The organism is Bhargavaea ullalensis, from assembly GCF_042432615.1.
Classification (GTDB): domain Bacteria; phylum Bacillota; class Bacilli; order Bacillales_A; family Planococcaceae; genus Bhargavaea; species Bhargavaea ullalensis.
In genome coordinates this window covers 98,816-115,892 of the sequence record NZ_JBHLWY010000042.1, presented here as the reverse complement: position 1 = coordinate 115,892, position 17,077 = coordinate 98,816, and the positions used below count along the sequence as shown (strand labels likewise).

17 protein-coding genes are annotated in these 17,077 nt (G+C 60.7%); 14 read left to right on the top strand and 3 right to left on the bottom strand.

The features are described 5' to 3' along the window. Positions 1 to 42: 42 nt before the first annotated feature. Together meaB and ACFFIY_RS10640 are read left to right on the top strand one after the other, a co-directional pair. Complete coding sequence (meaB, locus tag ACFFIY_RS10645) at positions 43 to 1,050, top strand: methylmalonyl Co-A mutase-associated GTPase MeaB (RefSeq protein WP_354195588.1); 1,008 nt, start codon at positions 43 to 45, stop codon at positions 1,048 to 1,050. A 71-nt stretch (positions 1,051 to 1,121) separates the two neighbouring features. Then, positions 1,122 to 1,562, top strand: coding sequence for a BrxA/BrxB family bacilliredoxin (locus tag ACFFIY_RS10640; protein ID WP_354195365.1), 441 nt, complete (start codon positions 1,122 to 1,124; stop codon positions 1,560 to 1,562). A 430-nt stretch (positions 1,563 to 1,992) separates the two neighbouring features. On the opposite strand, the gene prli42 is transcribed toward ACFFIY_RS10640, so the two are convergent. Continuing rightward, positions 1,993 to 2,085, bottom strand: coding sequence for a stressosome-associated protein Prli42 (gene prli42 / locus ACFFIY_RS10635; protein WP_354195367.1), 93 nt, complete (start codon positions 2,083 to 2,085; stop codon positions 1,993 to 1,995). Between the two features lie 123 nt (positions 2,086 to 2,208). On the opposite strand from prli42, the gene mce reads away from it, so the two are divergent. The 6 genes from mce (at position 2,209) to ACFFIY_RS10605 (ending at position 8,828) form a co-directional block, all read left to right on the top strand. After that, complete coding sequence (gene mce / locus ACFFIY_RS10630) at positions 2,209 to 2,619, top strand: methylmalonyl-CoA epimerase (protein WP_354195369.1); 411 nt, start codon at positions 2,209 to 2,211, stop codon at positions 2,617 to 2,619. Between the two features lie 7 nt (positions 2,620 to 2,626). Continuing rightward, the gene (locus ACFFIY_RS10625) at positions 2,627 to 4,174 is read left to right on the top strand and encodes an acyl-CoA carboxylase subunit beta (RefSeq protein ID WP_354195371.1); all 1,548 of its coding nucleotides are present in this window, start codon (positions 2,627 to 2,629) and stop codon (positions 4,172 to 4,174) included. Between the two features lie 77 nt (positions 4,175 to 4,251). Continuing rightward, a complete protein-coding gene (locus ACFFIY_RS10620) occupies positions 4,252 to 5,376 on the top strand; it encodes a M20/M25/M40 family metallo-hydrolase (RefSeq protein WP_354195373.1) in 1,125 nt (374 codons plus the stop codon). 99 nt (positions 5,377 to 5,475) lie between these two features. Next, entirely contained in the window at positions 5,476 to 6,705 is a 1,230-nt protein-coding gene (locus ACFFIY_RS10615; protein ID WP_354195375.1) for a DNA polymerase IV, read from the top strand. Continuing rightward, positions 6,695 to 7,636, top strand: a complete 942-nt coding sequence (gene rnz, locus ACFFIY_RS10610) for a ribonuclease Z (protein WP_354195377.1) — start codon at positions 6,695 to 6,697, stop codon at positions 7,634 to 7,636. The genes ACFFIY_RS10615 and rnz overlap by 11 nt, the downstream gene beginning before the upstream one ends. A gap of 37 nt (positions 7,637 to 7,673) precedes the next feature. Further along, positions 7,674 to 8,828, top strand: coding sequence for a diaminopropionate ammonia-lyase (locus ACFFIY_RS10605; RefSeq protein WP_354195590.1), 1,155 nt, complete (start codon positions 7,674 to 7,676; stop codon positions 8,826 to 8,828). 124 nt (positions 8,829 to 8,952) lie between these two features. Here the strand turns inward: ACFFIY_RS10605 and namA are convergent, their stop codons facing one another. Continuing rightward, complete coding sequence (gene namA, locus ACFFIY_RS10600) at positions 8,953 to 9,969, bottom strand: NADPH dehydrogenase NamA (RefSeq protein WP_354195379.1); 1,017 nt, start codon at positions 9,967 to 9,969, stop codon at positions 8,953 to 8,955. Positions 9,970 to 10,023: 54 nt separating this feature from the next. Beyond that, a complete protein-coding gene (gene proC / locus ACFFIY_RS10595) occupies positions 10,024 to 10,833 on the bottom strand; it encodes a pyrroline-5-carboxylate reductase (protein WP_354195381.1) in 810 nt (269 codons plus the stop codon). Positions 10,834 to 11,190: 357 nt separating this feature from the next. On the opposite strand from proC, the gene ACFFIY_RS10590 reads away from it, so the two are divergent. From ACFFIY_RS10590 to argH, 6 genes are all read left to right on the top strand, one after another. Then, on the top strand, positions 11,191 to 12,168 hold the full coding sequence (locus tag ACFFIY_RS10590; RefSeq protein WP_376837268.1) for an MBL fold metallo-hydrolase: 978 nt from the start codon (positions 11,191 to 11,193) through the stop codon (positions 12,166 to 12,168). Then, positions 12,155 to 12,907, top strand: coding sequence for an SDR family NAD(P)-dependent oxidoreductase (locus ACFFIY_RS10585; RefSeq protein WP_354195385.1), 753 nt, complete (start codon positions 12,155 to 12,157; stop codon positions 12,905 to 12,907). The genes ACFFIY_RS10590 and ACFFIY_RS10585 overlap by 14 nt, the downstream gene beginning before the upstream one ends. Before the next feature lie 47 nt (positions 12,908 to 12,954). Continuing rightward, positions 12,955 to 13,509, top strand: a complete 555-nt coding sequence (locus tag ACFFIY_RS10580; protein ID WP_354195387.1) for a hypothetical protein — start codon at positions 12,955 to 12,957, stop codon at positions 13,507 to 13,509. Between the two features lie 27 nt (positions 13,510 to 13,536). Next, positions 13,537 to 14,106, top strand: a complete 570-nt coding sequence (locus ACFFIY_RS10575; protein ID WP_354195389.1) for a hypothetical protein — start codon at positions 13,537 to 13,539, stop codon at positions 14,104 to 14,106. Positions 14,107 to 14,415: 309 nt separating this feature from the next. Next, entirely contained in the window at positions 14,416 to 15,645 is a 1,230-nt protein-coding gene (locus ACFFIY_RS10570; protein WP_354195391.1) for an argininosuccinate synthase, read from the top strand. Next, complete coding sequence (gene argH, locus ACFFIY_RS10565; protein WP_354195393.1) at positions 15,642 to 17,030, top strand: argininosuccinate lyase; 1,389 nt, start codon at positions 15,642 to 15,644, stop codon at positions 17,028 to 17,030. The genes ACFFIY_RS10570 and argH overlap by 4 nt, the downstream gene beginning before the upstream one ends. Positions 17,031 to 17,077: the final 47 nt, after the last annotated feature.

Here is a 17,077-nt window from a genome sequence, read left to right as displayed (position 1 = left end):
GGAGAGGAGAGGCCGGCCGGCGGGGTTCCCCCGCATGACGGAATGGCGGCCGGTCCCCGCAGGCGTTTTGTGAAAAAGAAGCGGCCGGTGCCCGTCGCAGAACTGAGCCAGGACATCCGGGACGGCTCCCGCCTGGCGCTCGCCAAGGGCATCACCCTGCTGGAAAGCCGTTCGGCGGATGACCGGGCGGCGGCGCAGGAGCTGCTGCTCGGCCTGCTGCCGGATTCCGGGAACAGCATCCGGATCGGGATCACCGGCGTGCCGGGTGCGGGCAAGAGCACGTTCATCGAGGCGTTCGGCCTCATGCTCGCAGAGGCCGGACACAAAGTCGCGGTGCTCGCGATCGATCCGAGTTCGACCGTTACGGGCGGCAGCATCCTCGGCGACAAGACGCGGATGGAAGAGCTGGCCCGGCATCCGAACGCGTTCATCCGGCCGTCCCCGTCTTCCGGCACGCTCGGCGGCGTCCACCGGAAAACCCGGGAGACGATGCTGCTGTGCGAGGCCGCGGGCTATGACGTCATCCTGATCGAGACGGTCGGGGTCGGGCAAAGCGAGACGGCTGTGCGCGGGATGGCGGACTTCTTCCTCCTGCTCGTGCTCACCGGAGCGGGAGACGAGCTGCAGGGCGTGAAAAAAGGGATCATGGAGCTCGCCGACGGCATCATCGTCCATAAAGCGGACGGAGACAATGTGCTCGCCGCCAAACGGACGGCGAGGGAATACAAGCAGTTTCTTCGGATGCTGCAGCCGGCGACGCCGGGATGGCAGACGTCCGTGCTGCCGGTTTCATCCATCATTCCTGAGGGGTTGGAGGATGTCTGGGAGACGATTGTCCGGTTCCGCGGACAGCTCGAAGCGTCCGGCGGGTGGGAGACCCGGAGGAACGGGCAGCTGAAGGAATGGTTCCGGGCGGCCATCGAGGACCGGCTCATCGAGCGCTTCTTTGCAGAGACCGGCCGTAAAGAACAGGTCAGCGCCCTGGAGCAGGAAATCCTCAGCGGAAAACTGACCGTCACCGCGGCGCTGGACAAGCTGCTCGGCGACTGAGACCGGTCCTTTGCAGTCCTGTCGCCAAACTGGTAAAATTCGAATGAATGAACCGAAAGGGGTAGGCAACCATGAACATGGACATGAACCTGTTTATGCAAGATATGATCCGCCAGGCTCGCAGCGAAATGGAAGCGTCCGGCTATGAACAACTGACAACGCCAGAAGCCGTGGAGGATGCGGTGAAACGCGAAGGCACGACACTCTTCATGGTCAACTCCGTATGCGGATGCGCAGGCGGCATCGCACGTCCGGCTGCGGCACACGCGGTCCACTACGACAAGCGTCCGGACCACCTCGTCACGGTCTTCGCCGGCCAGGACAAGGAAGCGACGGCACAGGCCCGCATGCACTTCGGCGACGACCACCTTCCGTCGTCCCCGGCATTCGTCCTCATGAAAGACGGCAAAGTGGTCGGCGAAGTGCCGCGCCACGAAATCGAAGGCCACGACCCGATGTCGGTCGTCGTCAACCTTCAGGCCCAGTTCGAGGAAAACTGCGAAGAGCTTTAATGTGAAAAAGAGAACCGGCACCGCATGAGGCGGCGTCCGGTTCTCTTTTTTTGATTGAGTGAGTCGCTTTTGTGCGTGAGTGAGACGCAATGGGCTCCGAGTGAGACGCTTTCGTCTGTGAGTGAGTCGCAATGGGCTCCGAGTGAGACGCTTTTGCCCGCGAGTGAGACGCTTTCGTCCGCGAGTGAGACGCAAATTGTTTATCCCGCTTACTCGCGTATTTCCGCTGCCTTCCGCTAAGCCGGCCGGTCAGAACGGCACGTTACGCTTTAGTTGAACCGGCTTTATCTAATAGCGGATTGCTGCGAGCGTGTCAGTCGGATACAATCAACGTTTTCGCTGATACAATCAACGTTTATCCGAATACAATCAACGTTTCCGTGGATACAATCAACGTTTTGTCCCTGATCCACCTATCTCCGCTTTGGATTTAAAGCGCCATGCTCAGCCCGAAGACGACCATGGAGAGGACCATGAGCAGGATCATGATGTATACGACGGTTTTCTGAATTTTTTTGTTCACGTTCGGTCTCCTTCGTTCATGATGCCACCATTCTACGGTTTTTTCGTTGTTCGCGCAATATATAGAGATTTCTCCTTCAACGCGGTACAATTGAAGGCGGATACAAAAAGGGGGCATGAGGAAATGAAGCGCGTGGATCATATCGGCATTGCCGTTAAGAGCATCAGCGAAACCTTGCCATATTACACGGATACGCTCGGCATCCCTCTGATCGGCATGGAAGACGTGCCGAGCCAGGGGCTGAAGGTGGCGTTCCTGGATGCCGGCAACATTAAACTTGAGCTGCTGGAGCCGGTTTCAGAAGACAGCGCCGTCGCTAAGTTTCTCGAAAAGCGGGGGGAAGGCGTACATCACATCGCCTTCGGGGTGACCGATATTCAGGAGCGGATGGACGAGCTGAAGGCGCACGGCGTCCGGCTGCTGTCGGACGAGCCGCGTCCGGGTGCGGGCGGGGCGCAGGTGGCGTTCATGCATCCGAAATCGTCCTACGGCGTGCTTTATGAACTCTGCGACAAATCCGGAGACCGGGAGTGATCAGCTGATGGATATCTATGAAAAGATCAATGAACTGTATGACCGCCGGCGCGAAATCGAGCTCGGCGGCGGGGACGAACGGATCGACAAGCAGCACGAAAAGGGCAAGCTGACCGCCCGAGAGCGGATCGACCTCCTTCTCGATGAAGGAACGTTCGTCGAGCTGAACCCGTTCGTCACCCACCGGACGCAGGACTTCGGCATGGACAAGCAGAAGGGGCCGGGGGACGGCGTCGTGACGGGCTACGGGAAAGTGAACGGCCGCCCGGTGTACCTGTTCTCCCAGGACTTCACGGTGTTCGGCGGAGCGCTCGGGGAAATGCACGCCATGAAGATCGCGAACGTCATGGACCTGGCGGCGAAGAACGGCGCTCCGTTCATCGGACTGAACGACTCGGGCGGCGCGCGAATCCAGGAAGGGGTCGTGTCGCTTGACGGCTACGGCGAGATTTTCTACCGGAACGCCATTTATTCCGGCGTCATTCCGCAGATCTCCGTCATCCTCGGACCGTGTGCGGGCGGGGCGGTTTATTCCCCGGCGATCACCGATTTCGTCTTCATGACCGACAAGACGAGCCAGATGTTCATCACCGGCCCCAAGGTCATCGAGACCGTCACCGGTGAAAAGATCTCTTCCGAAGACCTCGGCGGATCGAAAGTACATAATGCGATCAGCGGGAATGCGCATTTCCGCGGGGCGTCCGAACAGGAAGTGCTCGAAGACGTCCGGCGGCTGCTTTCCTACCTGCCGCAGAACAACAACGAAATGCCGCCTCGGCTCGAAGCGGATGCGGAAAAAGACGACCGACCGGATCTTGCAGACATCGTTCCATTCGAAACGATCCGGCCGTATGACGTGCGCAAGGTGATCGACCAGGTCGTCGATGCGGATTCGTTCATGGAAGTCCAGTCGGAGTTCGCAAAGAACATCGTCGTCGGCCTCGCGCGGATCAAGGGTGAAGTCGTCGGCCTCGTCTGCAACCAGCCGAAGGTGATGGCGGGCGGACTCGACATCGACTCGTCCGACAAAGCGGCGCGGTTCATCCGCTTCTGCGACTCGTTCAACATCCCGATCATCACGTTCGAGGACGTCACGGGCTTCTTCCCGGGGATCAAACAGGAGCACGGCGGCATCATCCGCCACGGCGCGAAGATCCTGTATGCGTATTCGGAGGCGACCGTGCCGAAGATGACCGTCATCCTCCGCAAGGCGTTCGGCGGCGCGTATGTCGCGCTCAATTCGAAATCGATCGGCGCCGACATCGTGTATGCGTGGCCGAATGCAGAAATCGCGGTGATGGGACCGGAAGGAGCGGCGAATATCATCTTCGCACGCGAAATCGCGAACAGCGACAATCCGGAGGCGACCCGCGCGGCGAAGATCGAGGAATACAAGAACAAGTTCGCGAACCCGTACGTCGCCGCCAGCCATGGCATGGTCGACGATGTCATCGACCCGCGCGAAACGCGGATCAAGCTCATCCAGGCGCTTGAGATGATGCGCAACAAGAAAGAAGACCGGCCGGCGAAAAAGCACGGCAACATTCCGCTCTGATGCGGGGAACGGACGCACCGGCAGTTTTTTTGCGGCGGTGCGTCCTGCTGTTTTGATAAAAGAAAGGAGAATGCAGCATGGCACAAAGCAGGCTGGTAGAGGAATTCATGGAGCTCGTCCGGATCGACTCCGAAACAAAGCACGAACAGGAAATCGTCGGGGTGCTGAAAGAAAAGATGGAGGCGCTCGGCTTTGAAGTGGAAGAAGACGATTCCGCGGAGCGCTCCGGCCACGGGGCGGGCAATCTGATCGCCACGATGAAGGGAAACGCGGAAGGTGCCGACCGGATCTACTTCACCTGCCATATGGACACGGTCACCCCCGGCAAGGGCATCCGGCCGCAGTTGAAGGAAGACGGCTTTATTTATTCGGACGGCACGACGATCCTCGGGGCGGATGATAAAGCCGGTCTCGCGGCACTGTTTGAAATGATGCGCCGGGTGAACGAGGAAAACATTCCGCACGGCGATATTCAGTTCATCATCACGGCGGGCGAGGAAAGCGGGCTCGCCGGCGCAAGGGAACTGTCGCCGGACGCCATCCGGGCCGACTACGGCTACGCGGTCGACTCGGACGGAAAAGTCGGCGGCATCGTCACGTCCGCGCCGTATCAGGCGAAGCTTGAGACGGTGATCAAGGGGCGCACTGCGCACGCCGGGGTCGCGCCCGAAAAAGGCGTTTCCGCCATCACAATCGCGGCGAAGGCGATCGCCAACATGTCGCTCGGCCGCATTGATTCGGAAACGACGGCCAACATCGGCCGGTTTGAAGGCGGACAGGCGACGAACATCGTCTGCGACGAAGTGAAGATCCTCTCCGAAGCCCGTTCGATCGACAAAGCGAAACTTGACGAGCAGACGGAGCACATGGTCCGGACGTTCGAACGGCAGGCGAGCCTGATGGGCGGCTCGGCGGAAACCGACGTCCGCCTCATGTACCCGGGCTTTTCGATCGGGGAAGAAGACCCGGTCATCCGCACCGCGGCGGCCGCCATCCGCAAAGTCGGCCGCGAGCCACAGCTGATGACGAGCGGCGGCGGAAGCGACGGCAACATCTTCAACGGCTTCGGCGTTCCGACGGTCACGCTGTCCGTCGGTTACGAAGAAATCCACACGACGAACGAGCGCATGCCGGTCGAAGAACTTGAAAAGCTGGCGGACCTGCTTGTGGAAATCGTCAAAGAAGCAGCGAAACAGTCATAAGGAACGAACACAAAAGCGGGCCGGACGCCCGCTTTTTCCATGCGGTTTTTGTGCATTGCGTGCCGCCGTTGATATAATGGAAGAAGAGAGGGAGGTGAGATGGCGATGCACAACCGCGGACGCAGCAAGGCCCGGATCATTTTCCATATCGACATGAATTCATTTTTTGCGTCGGTCGAGCAGGCGCATGATCCGTCGCTTAAAGGAAAGCCGGTGGCGATCGCCGGCAATCCGAAAGAGCGTCGCGGCATCGTCGTCACCTGTTCCTACGAAGCCCGGGCATACGGCGTTTATACGACGATGCCCGTGTGGGAAGCCCGGAAAAAGTGCCCGGACCTCATCGTCATCCCGCCTGACCACAACCGGTACCGGGAAGCGTCGAACGCGATGTTTCAGCTTCTGGCGACGTTCACCGACCTGATTGAACCGGTGTCGATTGACGAAGGGTATCTGGACGTAACGGAAACCGATTGGCCGGGATCCGCCGTCGGCCTGGCCGAGGAGATCCAGCGCCGGGTGCTGGCGGAACTGGACCTGCCGTGCTCGATCGGAATTGCACCCAATAAGTTCCTCGCCAAAACCGCTTCCGACATGAAAAAGCCGATGGGCATCACGATTCTCCGGAAGCGAGACGTCCCCGCCGTGCTTTGGCCGCTCCCGGTCATCGAGATGCACGGCGTCGGAAAGAGTACGGAAGAGAAAATGAACTCGGTCGGCATCAAAACGATCGGCGAACTCGCCGCAGCGCCCGACGGCCTTCTCCGCGAACATCTCGGAAAGCGGGGACTTTATCTGAAGGCCCGGGCAAACGGCGTCGACAACCGGCCCGTCGATCCGGAATCCGCGAACGAGCGGAAAAGTGTCGGCGGGTCGGTCACGCTGCCGATCGACGAGACGGATCCGGACGAGCTGAAAAAGACGCTGAAGATGCTGGCAGGAAAAGTCGCGCTCCGGCTCGCCCGCCGGGAACTCGCGGGGGACGTCGTGACCCTGCAGATCCGCGATGCGGACTGGGTGAACCATTCCAGGAGCCGGACGCTGACGAATCCGGTGTATGCGGAAGAAGCGATCTTCCGGGAGGCCGAGGCGCTTCTTGACCGGCACTGGGAAGGGCAGCCCGTCCGCCTGCTCGGGGTCACCGTGGGCCGGGTCGTCAGCCGCTCGGAGGCGACCGAACAGTTGTCCATCTTCAGCTACGAAAAGCATGCAAGGGAAGAGCCGGTGCTGAAGGCGCTCGGCGAACTGGAACAGAAATTCGGGAAGGGCGCCGTGACCCGGGGCATCCGGGAAACGGCGCCGGAAAGAAAGCAGGGAAAACATGCAGATTGAATTTTTGGGGACCGGCGCGGGCATGCCGTCCAAACAGCGCAATACGAGCGCGCTTGCACTGAAGCTGCTTGAGGAGCGGGGGACGTTCTGGCTGTTTGACTGCGGCGAAGCAACCCAGCACCGTATGCTGCACACCACCCTGAAGCCGAAAAAACTGGAGAAAATCTTCATTACCCATCTTCACGGGGATCACATTTTCGGTTTGCCGGGGCTGCTCGGCTCAAGGGGGTTTCTCGGCGGCACGGAGCGGCTCGATCTGTACGGGCCTGTTGGATTGGCAGAATGGATCGAAGTCACCCTCCGGATCAGCAGAACCCATCTGAACTATGAGCTGGCGGTGCATGAAGTGGAAGAAGGCACCGTCTTTGAAGACGAAACGTTCCGCGTGGAGGTGCAGCCGCTAGATCATGTGATTCCGAGCTTCGGCTACCGGATCGAACAAAAGCCGCTCCCCGGCAAATTGCTCATCGACCGTGCGACCGAAGCCGGCGTGCCGAAAGGGCCGCTGCTCCGGGAATTGAAGGAAGGGCGGGACGTTGTGCTGGAAGACGGAAGCATCATCCGGAGCGGCGACGTCACCGGACCGCCTCAGCCCGGTTTCACGGTCGCGATCCTCGGCGACACCCGCTTTACGGCCAATTCGATCGAGCTGGCGCGCGGGGCGGACATCGTCGTCCACGAAGCCACTTATGACGGGGCAACCGCCCATCTCGCCGCACCGTACGGCCATTCGACGATCCTCGACGCCGCACAGGTTGCGCGCGAAGCCGGCGCGGGGGCCCTGATCGCCAACCACATCAGCGCGCGCTTCCTGCCAGAAGACGCCCGCAAACTGGCAGGCGAGGCCGCCGACCTGTTCCCGGTCGTCGAAATCGCGGAAGACCTTGCGGAATTCGAATGGAAAGACGGGCAGCTGAGACGGCTGCCGTAGGGGAACGAAAGATCAGGGGGGATCTGGAGTGGGGAATATGAAGTGGATGGCCAACCCGTATGCGGGGGAGCGACCATCCGATCTGATAGAGCTTTTTTCATGGGAAGAGGCGAAGCGGGCGAGGAAATTTCACGAGAGCCTTCCGGCATACGCTGAAACACCGCTTTATTCGCTTGGCGGGCTGGCCCGGTCATTCGGAATCGGCGGATTGTACGTCAAAGATGAGTCGGAGCGGTTCGGCTTACATGCATTCAAAGGGCTCGGCGCTTCCTATGCGCTCGGCCGGCTGCACGGCGGAAGCGGGGAAACCGTCACATTTGCCACGGCCACCGACGGCAACCACGGAAAGGGACTCGCCTGGGCGGCGAGGGAACTCGGGCAGCGGGCAGTCGTTTTCCTGCCGGCCGGGTCCGCAAAAGAACGGGTGGACGCCATCCGGGAGCAGGGGGCGGATGCGCGCGTCACCGAACTGAATTATGACGACACGGTCCGGCTTGCCGAAGAAGAAGCGGCGTGCAACGGCTGGGTGCTCGTCCAGGCCACCGCATGGACCGGTTATGAGAAGGTCCCGCGGCTCATCATGCAGGGCTATCTGACGCTCATCGACGAAGCGTTCGGTCAGCTGGAAGAAGCGTCGGCGCCGCCCGTCACCCATCTATTCCTGCAGGCCGGTGTCGGCTCGTTCGCCGCAGCCATGGCGGCCTATGTGGCGGCCCGGCTCGGGAAAGACGCGCCAAAAATCATTGTGATGGAACCGGACAAGGCCGACTGTTTTTACCGGTCGGCACTGAAAGGGGACGGGGCCGCGGCCGAAGTGGGCGGCGACCTGGACACGATGATGGCCGGACTCGCCTGTGGTGTGCCGAGCCCCGATGCTTGGGCAATCCTGAAGCCGCTCGTGTCTCACTTTGCCTCGTGCAGCGATGAAGTCAGCACGAACGGCATGCGGATCCTGTCCCGTCCATCCGCGGGGGATCCCCGTGTCGTATCAGGTGAATCCGGAGCAGCCGTGGCGGTAGGCCTTCTGGGCGGACTCACTTCCGTCGACCGGGAAATGCTGGGGCTTGATGCGTCATCCGTCGTCCTGGCCGTTAACACGGAAGGCGATACCGATCCGGGGAATTTCCGGAGGATCACGGGCGGTATGGGAGCACGGCCGCAAATCGAACGATTCGCTCGCCGAGTCGAATGATTAGCCGTTTGAATCGAACGATTAGCTCGCCGAGTCGAATGATTAGCTCTTTGAATCGAACGATTCCGATTCTCCAGTTACAAAAACAGAGCCGGACGGGAATCGTATCCCGTCCGGCTCTGTTTCAATTCCATCCGCGCCGGTATTGGACCGGTGCCTCGATGTCCGCTCCGAGCGCATCTGCCGCGCGCCGCGGCCAGTACGGATCGCGGAGCAGTTCGCGCCCGAGCAGCACAAGGTCGGCGCGTCCGTTGCGGACAATTTCCTCCGCGTGCTCCGGCTCGTTGATCAGGCCGACGGCACCTGTGGCGATGCCGGCGCCATTCCGGATCGTCTCGGAAAACGGCACCTGGTAGCCCGGATAGCTCTCGATCGCGGCCGGCACGACGGCGCCCGAGCTGACGTCGATCAGGTCGACGCCCTGTTCCTTCATCCATCCCGCCATCGGCACATAGTCGTCCGGCGTCATCCCGCCGTCCGCCCAGTCGCTTGCAGAAATCCGGATGAACAGCGGCCCGTCCCACACTTCCTTGACGGCGTCGATCGTCTCGCGCAGGAACCGGTAGCGGTTTTCCGCGTTGCCGCCGTATTCGTCTTCCCGCCGGTTGGAGAGCGGGGAAAGGAACTCGTTGATCAGATAGCCGTGGGCCCCGTGGAGCTCGATGACATCAAAACCGGCTTCCTTCGCCCGGCGTGCCGCTTCCCGGAATGCCTCAACGGTCGCCCGGATGTCTTCGGCGCTCATTTCCTTCGGCTCTTTGTACCGGTCGCTGAAGGCGATTGGCGACGGGGCGAAGATGTCCCCGTCGGTCTCCGACTTGCGGCCGGCGTGGGCCAACTGGATGCCGGCGGCCGCACCGTGCTGCTTGATCAGACCCGTCAGCCGGCCGAGCCCCTCAGTCTGGCCGTCTTCCCAGATGCCGAGGTCTTCATTGGAAATCCGGCCTTCCGGCTGGACCGCGGTCGCCTCCAAGATGATGAGGCCGGCGCCGCCGACCGCCCGCGAAGGATAGTGGACGAGGTGCCAGTCCTGCACCCGCCCGTCTCCTTCCGGACAGGAATACATGCACATCGGCGCCATGGCGATGCGGTTGCGCAAGGTCACTTCGCCAAATTTGATCGGTTCGAACAATGTTGCCATCCATACTCACCTTCCCCTGACAGAATTCCAATCCATTCTACCAGTTGCGGCCTGTCACTTCCCGTCCGCAAGCTCACGGGATCGATTTTCCGCCGCCCGGATGCAGGAGGCGACCGCCCGGTGGAATCCCGCTTCCTCCAGCGCGCGGAGCCCCGCTGCCGTGGTCCCGCCGGGGCTCGTCACGTTCTCCCGGAGCACGGAAGGCTCCATCCGGGTCTGCCGCATCATCGCCGCTGCGCCTTCAAGCGTCTGGATGATGAGTTCGCGCGCGTCGCTTCCGTCAAAACCGGCCGCCTTCGCCGCTTCCTCCAGCGCTTCCGTAAAATAATACACATACGCCGGGCCGCTTCCGGAAAGGGCGGTCACCAGATGAAGATCGTCTTCGGCCACTTCCTTCACGATGCCGACCGCCCCGAGAAGGGAGAGAATGTCCCCGCGCACCCGGTCGCACACGGCCTCATTCATCGCCACGCCCGTCGCGGCAAGCCCGATCGTCGCCGATGTGTTCGGCATCGAGCGCGCCACCGGCCGGCTGCCGAGCCCTTCTTCAAAAGTAGAGATCGGGATGCCCGCCATCACCGACAGGACCGCCGCCTCCGGATGAAGCCGTCCGGCAACGTCTCCCATCGCCTGGCGCACATCCTTCGGCTTCGTCGCAAACACGACAAGTTCCGCCTGTCCGACCGCGACGTCTTCTTTCCTCACCGGCACGACGCCGTACTTCTCCTTCAATCCATACAGCCGCGCCTCATCAGACTTGTTCATCACGAATACGGACGACGGGTCCACGGCACCTTTCCCAATGATCCCGGCCATGATGGCTTCGGCCATCGAGCCTGCGCCGACAAACAATACATTTTTCATCCCGCTCATCCTCCTTTTCCAAAATAAAAGATGCGTTCTCGTCCCAAGTCATGACTCATCATGAAAAAGGACGAAAACGCATCGGTTTCCGCGGTACCACCTTCATTCACCGGCAGGGCCGGTGCGGCTCATCCGCCTTAACGCAGCGGGGGGCGGCCGTGTTTCCACGGCGGCTCGGAAGCAGGTTCGGGGCGGGAGAGGGGATGCGGCTCTCAGCCGGTGACCGCATTTTCTGTGCGCCTTCACCGCCCGTACTCGTCTTCGTCGGAGCATTCCGTTCATTCGGTTAACGTGATTATACGCATCGTCTTCCGCGGTGTCAACAGGTGACGCGGCGGTTCGGCTCATGTACAATAAATGAATCACGATTCATTCAACGGGGGGATTCCGATGATCCATACGATCACCATGCCGACGCCGTTCGCGGTCGGGGACGTCAACGCTTATTTATTGAAAGGGGATGCACTCACCCTGTTCGACGCCGGAACGAACACGCCGGAATCCTGGGAAGCCCTGCTTCACGGGCTCAAGGAAGCCGGATACCGGCCGGAAGACATCGAGCAGGTCATCCTGACGCATCATCATCCGGACCACGCGGGGCTCGTCGACCGCTTTGAGCGGGCGCGGCTGCTCGGGCACGCCTACAACGACCCGTGGCTGCGCCGCGACGAGGCGTTCTTTGAATACCACGACCGGTTTTACCTGGACTGCCTGACCGAAGAAGGCGTGCCGGAAGAATACTTGCGCTGGGTGTCCAAGATGAAGCGTCCGGTCGGCTTCATGGGCAGCCGGCCGCTCGATGCCCGGCTTGCCGACAGTGACGCCGTGCCGGGGCACCCCGGCTGGTCCTCGCTCGAAACGCCGGGACATGCCCGAAGCCATCTTGCATTTTTCAACGAAAAGACGGGCGACATGATCGGCGGCGACCTCGTGCTCGGGAAAATTTCCTCCAATCCGCTCATCGAACCGCCGCTCGATCCGAAAGCCGGACGGCCGAAATCGCTGCTGGAATACAACCACTCGCTCCGGCGGGTCGCCGCGCTGCCGGTGGAGGTCATCTACCCGGGGCACGGCGAAGAAGTGCGGGGGATCGCGCCGCTCATCGAACACCGCCTCGAACAGCAGAAAGACCGCGCGATGAAAGTGCTCGGCATGATGGAAGACGGGCCGAAGACGATCTTCGAGCTAACGAAGCGGCTGTTTCCGACGATGTATCAGAAAGAACTCGGCCTGACCTTGTCCGAAACGATCGGGCAGACGGACTGGCTCGTCGAGGAAGGGCTTGCCAGGGAAGTGCGCCGGGAAGACGGGGTGCTTGATTATGAAAAAGCGTAAGCGGGTGCTCGTCACCGGCGCGACCGGCGGCATCGGCCGGTCGATCGTCTCGCGGCTGCTGAAGGAAGGGCATCTCGTGCTCGCCACCGGACGCAACCGGGCGATCCTTGAAGACATCAGGCGGGAAGGGGCAGGGATTCTGGAGGCCGACCTCACGACCATTGCCGGACTCGACCGGGTGGCACGGACGGCGGGAGCGCCCGACGCGGTCATTCTCGCATCCGGCGTCGGCACTTTCCTCCACGCCCATGAGCTGTCCGACGAATCGATCGGCCGGATGCTCGAAGTGAACGCCGCCTCCCCGATGAAGCTGCTTCGCCGGATTCTGCCGGGCATGATGGTGCGGGGAGCCGGACAGGTGATCTTCATCGCTTCCGCCGCCGGGAAAGTTGCGACGAAAAAAGCCTCGGTGTATGCGGCTTCCAAAAGCGCCATCCTCGGCTATGCGGATGCCCTGCGGCTCGAAATGGCGCCGTACGGGATTTCGGTCACGTCCGTCAATCCGGGACCGGTGGACACACCGTTTCTTGATCTGGCCGCTCCGGGCGCCGATTACCGGGCGTCCATGGCCGGCTACCTCACGCCTCCGGAACGAATCGCTGAAGCCGCCGTCCGGGCACTCGGCCGTCCGGTCCGCGACATCGACCTTCCGTGGTACATGGCGGCCGCCGCCAAGGCCCATTCCATCGCCCCCGGACTCACCGAAAAGCTCGGCCGGAATTTCTTTGAAAAGAAATGAAACTCCTCACCCCCTCGACCGTCTGATCGGTTGAGGGGGTGAAAATTTTGAAGAAGTTATTGATTTTCGCCGCCGCGGCGGTGCTGCTGTCCGCCTGCGGAACGGGCGGCGGCTCTTCCGCACCTTCCGGAAACTCCGGGGACGGGGAATTATCCGTGTCTGTTGAGGGAATGGAGAAAACGGATGGGTTCATTGTCGAAATTGACGGCGACCGTGTGCTTGTCAATGATACATACTACCTGATCGACGACAACACCCACCTGGTCCGGCTCGGCGACGGGGGAGAACAGAAATTGACCGCAGATGATCTAAAACCGGGCATGAGGGCGGATGTGTACCATTCCGAAGCGGTCGCCATGTCTTATCCCGGCCAGGCTTATGCGGATGTGTTCACCGTCCCGGACGGGGAAGAAGAGACGGAGCGGGAAGAAGCGTTCCGTTCATTCCTGGACAAGGAAGGCGAACCGCTCCTGATCAGCGCGCCGCAATTCGGGGAAGGAAAGATCCGGTTCCGGTGCACGGTCCTTTCTTCCAATGAAGCGTTCGCCGTGGAGCTCGACACAGGCACGCACGAGTATTCGAAAGAGCCGGCAGAGGACTGACGGTTCCATTACCGAAGGAGTGATCTCATGAAAAAATTGCTGTTTTGCACAGCGGCGGCCGTGTTCCTTTCGGCCTGCGGCACAAGCGGAACGGACGGCGGGAGCGGCGGAAGCGCCGATGCGCCGAAAGACGAAGACAAACTGTCCGTCCCGGTGGAAGGGATGGAGGAAGCGAAAGGATTCATCACCGACATCGACGAAGACCGGGTGCTCGTCAACGACATCTACTACACGATCGACGATGAAACCCACTTCGTCTCGATCGGCGACGGTGCGGAACGGGAACTGGAGCTCAGCGACCTGGAGAAGGGAATGCGCGCGGACGTTTATCATTCCGGCATGATCGCGAAATCGTTCCCCGGCCAGGGGCATGCGTCCGTGTTTGTCGTGCCGAAAGACGACCTGTCCCAGCGCCAGACCGAAGCATTCCAGGCGTTCCTCGAAAAAGAGGGCAGTGATTTCGTCCTCCTCGGCAAGCCGGAGCTCGGCAAAGACCTGATCAAGTTCGACTACACGATCGTCGAATCCAACGAAACCTACACCGTGGAACTCGACATCGAAAGCCATGAATATACGAAAGAACCAAAAAGCGAATGATCATAAGCGAGCCCGCACCCGGCTATCCGGACGCAGGCTCGCTTTTTGGGTCCTCATCAACCCTAAAAGCAGCCTGGATCGGCCGTGGCGAAGGGCTATGATTCCACTCGCCGCCTCTACGCGCTCACTCGGCCGTCCTATGCGCTCACTCAAACGGCCTACGCGCTCACTCACACTCTCTGACCCTCTTGAAAAAGAATTCTTTGAAAATGCATAAACATTTGCTTGCATCGATTTTTATTCCGTGTTAAGATTCACTCATGAATAAAACATGAATAACATGAATAAACATACACGGAGGGATTGCATATGGGCAAAAAAGTGGTTCTCGCATATTCAGGAGGTCTTGATACATCGGTGGCGGTCACATGGCTGAAGGAGCAGGGGTACGAAGTGGTTGCGGTCTGCCTCGACGTCGGCGAAGGAAAGGACCTCGCGTTCGTCAAGGAGAAGGCGCTCCAGGTCGGCGCATCCGAAAGCTACATGATCGACGCGAAAAAGGAATTTGCGGAAGAATTCGTGCTTCCTGCACTCCAGGGCCACACGCTCTACGAGGAAAAGTATCCGCTCGTCTCGGCGCTGTCCCGTCCGCTCATTTCGAAAAAGCTTGTTGAGATTGCACATGAAACGAACGCAGACGCCGTCGCACACGGCTGTACGGGCAAGGGGAATGACCAGGTCCGCTTTGAAGTGTCGATCAAGGCACTTGACCCGTCACTTGAAGTGATTGCACCGGTCCGCGAGTGGAGCTGGTCGCGTGAAGAAGAAATCGAATACGCGAAAGAGCACAACATCCCGATTCCGATCAACCTTGACAGCCCGTACTCGATCGACCAGAACCTGTGGGGCCGTTCGAATGAATGCGGCATTCTCGAGAACCCGTGGGCGGCGCCGCCGGAAGATGCATATGACCTGACGGTTGCCCTCGAAGACGCACCGGACACGCCGGACGTCATTGAAATCGGCTTTGAGCACGGCGTTCCGGTCACGCTCGACGGCGAGAAGATGGAGCTGGACGAACTGATCCTCAGCCTCAACGACATCGCCGGCAAGCACGGCGTCGGCCGCATCGACCACGTCGAGAACCGCCTCGTCGGCATCAAGTCCCGCGAAGTGTACGAGTGCCCGGGCGCGATGACGCTGCTCACGGCGCACAAGGAACTCGAAGACATCACGCTCGTGAAGGAACTCGCGCACTTTAAGCCGGTCGTCGGCAAGAAGCTGACCGAGCTCATCTACGAAGGACTCTGGTTCTCGCCGCTCACAAAAGCGCTCCAGGCCTTCCTGAAAGAGACCCAGCAGTTCGTCAACGGCACCGTCCGCGTGAAGCTGTTCAAGGGACATGCGATCGTCGAAGGCCGCAAGTCGCCGAACTCCCTCTATGACGAAAAGCTCGCGACTTATACGAAGGAAGACGCGTTCAATCATGAATCCGCCGTCGGCTTCATCGAGCTGTGGGGCCTGCCGACGAAAGTCCATGCATCCGTCAACAAGGCTGCCGCCGAGTCCGCGAAGAAGCCGGAGAAGGTGCAGTCATGACCGAGAAACTCTGGGGCGGCCGTTTCCAGAAGAGCGCCGAGGAATGGGTCGACGAGTTCGGCGCGTCGATCGGCTTCGACCGGGAACTCGTCCTGGAGGACCTGGAAGGCAGCACGGCGCACGTCCGGATGCTCGGGAAGTGCGGCATCCTCACCAGTGAGGAGACGGACGCCATCCTCGGCGGCCTCGCACGCCTGAAGGAAAAGGCGGAGACGGATGAACTGGAATTTTCCGTGGAACTTGAAGACATTCACCTGAACCTCGAGAAGATGCTGACGGACGACATCGGTCCGGTCGGCGGCAAGCTCCATACCGGACGCAGCCGCAACGACCAGGTCGCGACCGACATGCACTTGTATCTGAAGGCGCGCCTGAAGGAAGTCATCGTGCTCATCGAAGACTTCCAGAAGGCAATCCTCGAGCAGGCGGAAACGCATGTCGAGACGCTCGCACCGGGCTACACACATCTCCAGCGCGCCCAGCCGGTATCGTTCGCGCATCACCTGATGGCGTACTTCTGGATGCTCGAGCGGGATAAAGGCCGCTTCACAGACTCGCTCAAGCGGACCGATCTGTCTCCGCTCGGCGCGGGCGCACTCGCCGGGACGACGTTCCCGATCGACCGCCATCTGTCCGCGGAACTGCTCGGATTTGCCGGCGTGTACGAAAACAGCATGGACGCGGTGAGCGACCGGGACTTCATCGTCGAGTTCCTGTCCGCCTCGTCGCTGCTCATGGCGCACTTGTCTCGGTTCGCTGAGGAAATCATCCTCTGGTCGAGCCAGGAATTCGGCTTCATTGAGCTCGACGACGCGTTCTCCACCGGCTCGAGCATCATGCCGCAGAAGAAGAACCCCGACATGGCGGAACTCATCCGCGGCAAGACCGGCCGGGTGTACGGCAACCTGACCGGCCTGCTCACAACGCTGAAGGGCCTGCCGCTCGCCTACAACAAAGACATGCAGGAAGACAAGGAAGGCATGTTCGACACGGTCAAGACCGTCACCGGCTCGCTCCGCATTTTCGCGGGCATGATCCGCACGATGACCGTGAACGCGGACGTCATGGAGCAGGAGGTCGCCAAAGACTTCTCGAACGCCACCGAGCTCGCCGACTACCTGGCCGCGAAGGGCATGCCGTTCCGCGAAGCGCATGAAGTGACCGGAAAGCTCGTCTTCACCTGCATCCAGAAAGGCTGCGTCCTGAAAGACCTGCCGCTCACCGATATGCAGGAGGAAAGCAAGCTGATCGAAGAAGACATCTACGCCGTGCTCGCGCCCGAAGCGGCCGTCCGCCGGAGAAACTCCTACGGGGGCACCGGCTTCGACCAGGTGCTTGCGCAGATCGGGAAGGCGAAGGAAGCACTCTGCCAGACCATTCAATAAGACGGAAAAGCAGACCGGCACCCAAAAAGGTGCTCCGGTCTGCTTTT

Excerpts from the sequence above, each read along its gene's own strand:
- ACFFIY_RS10570 (WP_354195391.1), top strand. The coding sequence starts at position 14,416 with ATGGGCAAAAAAGTGGTTCTCGCATATTCAGGAGGTCTTGATACATCG.
- rnz (WP_354195377.1), top strand. The coding sequence starts at position 6,695 with ATGCAGATTGAATTTTTGGGGACCGGCGCGGGCATGCCGTCCAAACAG.
- namA (WP_354195379.1), bottom strand. The coding sequence starts at position 9,969 with ATGGCAACATTGTTCGAACCGATCAAATTTGGCGAAGTGACCTTGCGC.
- ACFFIY_RS10620 (WP_354195373.1), top strand. The coding sequence starts at position 4,252 with ATGGCACAAAGCAGGCTGGTAGAGGAATTCATGGAGCTCGTCCGGATC.
- ACFFIY_RS10575 (WP_354195389.1), top strand. The coding sequence starts at position 13,537 with ATGAAAAAATTGCTGTTTTGCACAGCGGCGGCCGTGTTCCTTTCGGCC.
- ACFFIY_RS10585 (WP_354195385.1), top strand. The coding sequence starts at position 12,155 with ATGAAAAAGCGTAAGCGGGTGCTCGTCACCGGCGCGACCGGCGGCATC.
- ACFFIY_RS10625 (WP_354195371.1), top strand. The coding sequence starts at position 2,627 with ATGGATATCTATGAAAAGATCAATGAACTGTATGACCGCCGGCGCGAA.
- ACFFIY_RS10615 (WP_354195375.1), top strand. The coding sequence starts at position 5,476 with ATGGCGATGCACAACCGCGGACGCAGCAAGGCCCGGATCATTTTCCAT.
- ACFFIY_RS10590 (WP_376837268.1), top strand. The coding sequence starts at position 11,191 with ATGAATCACGATTCATTCAACGGGGGGATTCCGATGATCCATACGATC.
- meaB (WP_354195588.1), top strand. The coding sequence starts at position 43 with ATGGCGGCCGGTCCCCGCAGGCGTTTTGTGAAAAAGAAGCGGCCGGTG.
- ACFFIY_RS10605 (WP_354195590.1), top strand. The coding sequence starts at position 7,674 with ATGAAGTGGATGGCCAACCCGTATGCGGGGGAGCGACCATCCGATCTG.
- ACFFIY_RS10640 (WP_354195365.1), top strand. The coding sequence starts at position 1,122 with ATGAACATGGACATGAACCTGTTTATGCAAGATATGATCCGCCAGGCT.
- argH (WP_354195393.1), top strand. The coding sequence starts at position 15,642 with ATGACCGAGAAACTCTGGGGCGGCCGTTTCCAGAAGAGCGCCGAGGAA.
- mce (WP_354195369.1), top strand. The coding sequence starts at position 2,209 with ATGAAGCGCGTGGATCATATCGGCATTGCCGTTAAGAGCATCAGCGAA.
- proC (WP_354195381.1), bottom strand. The coding sequence starts at position 10,833 with ATGAAAAATGTATTGTTTGTCGGCGCAGGCTCGATGGCCGAAGCCATC.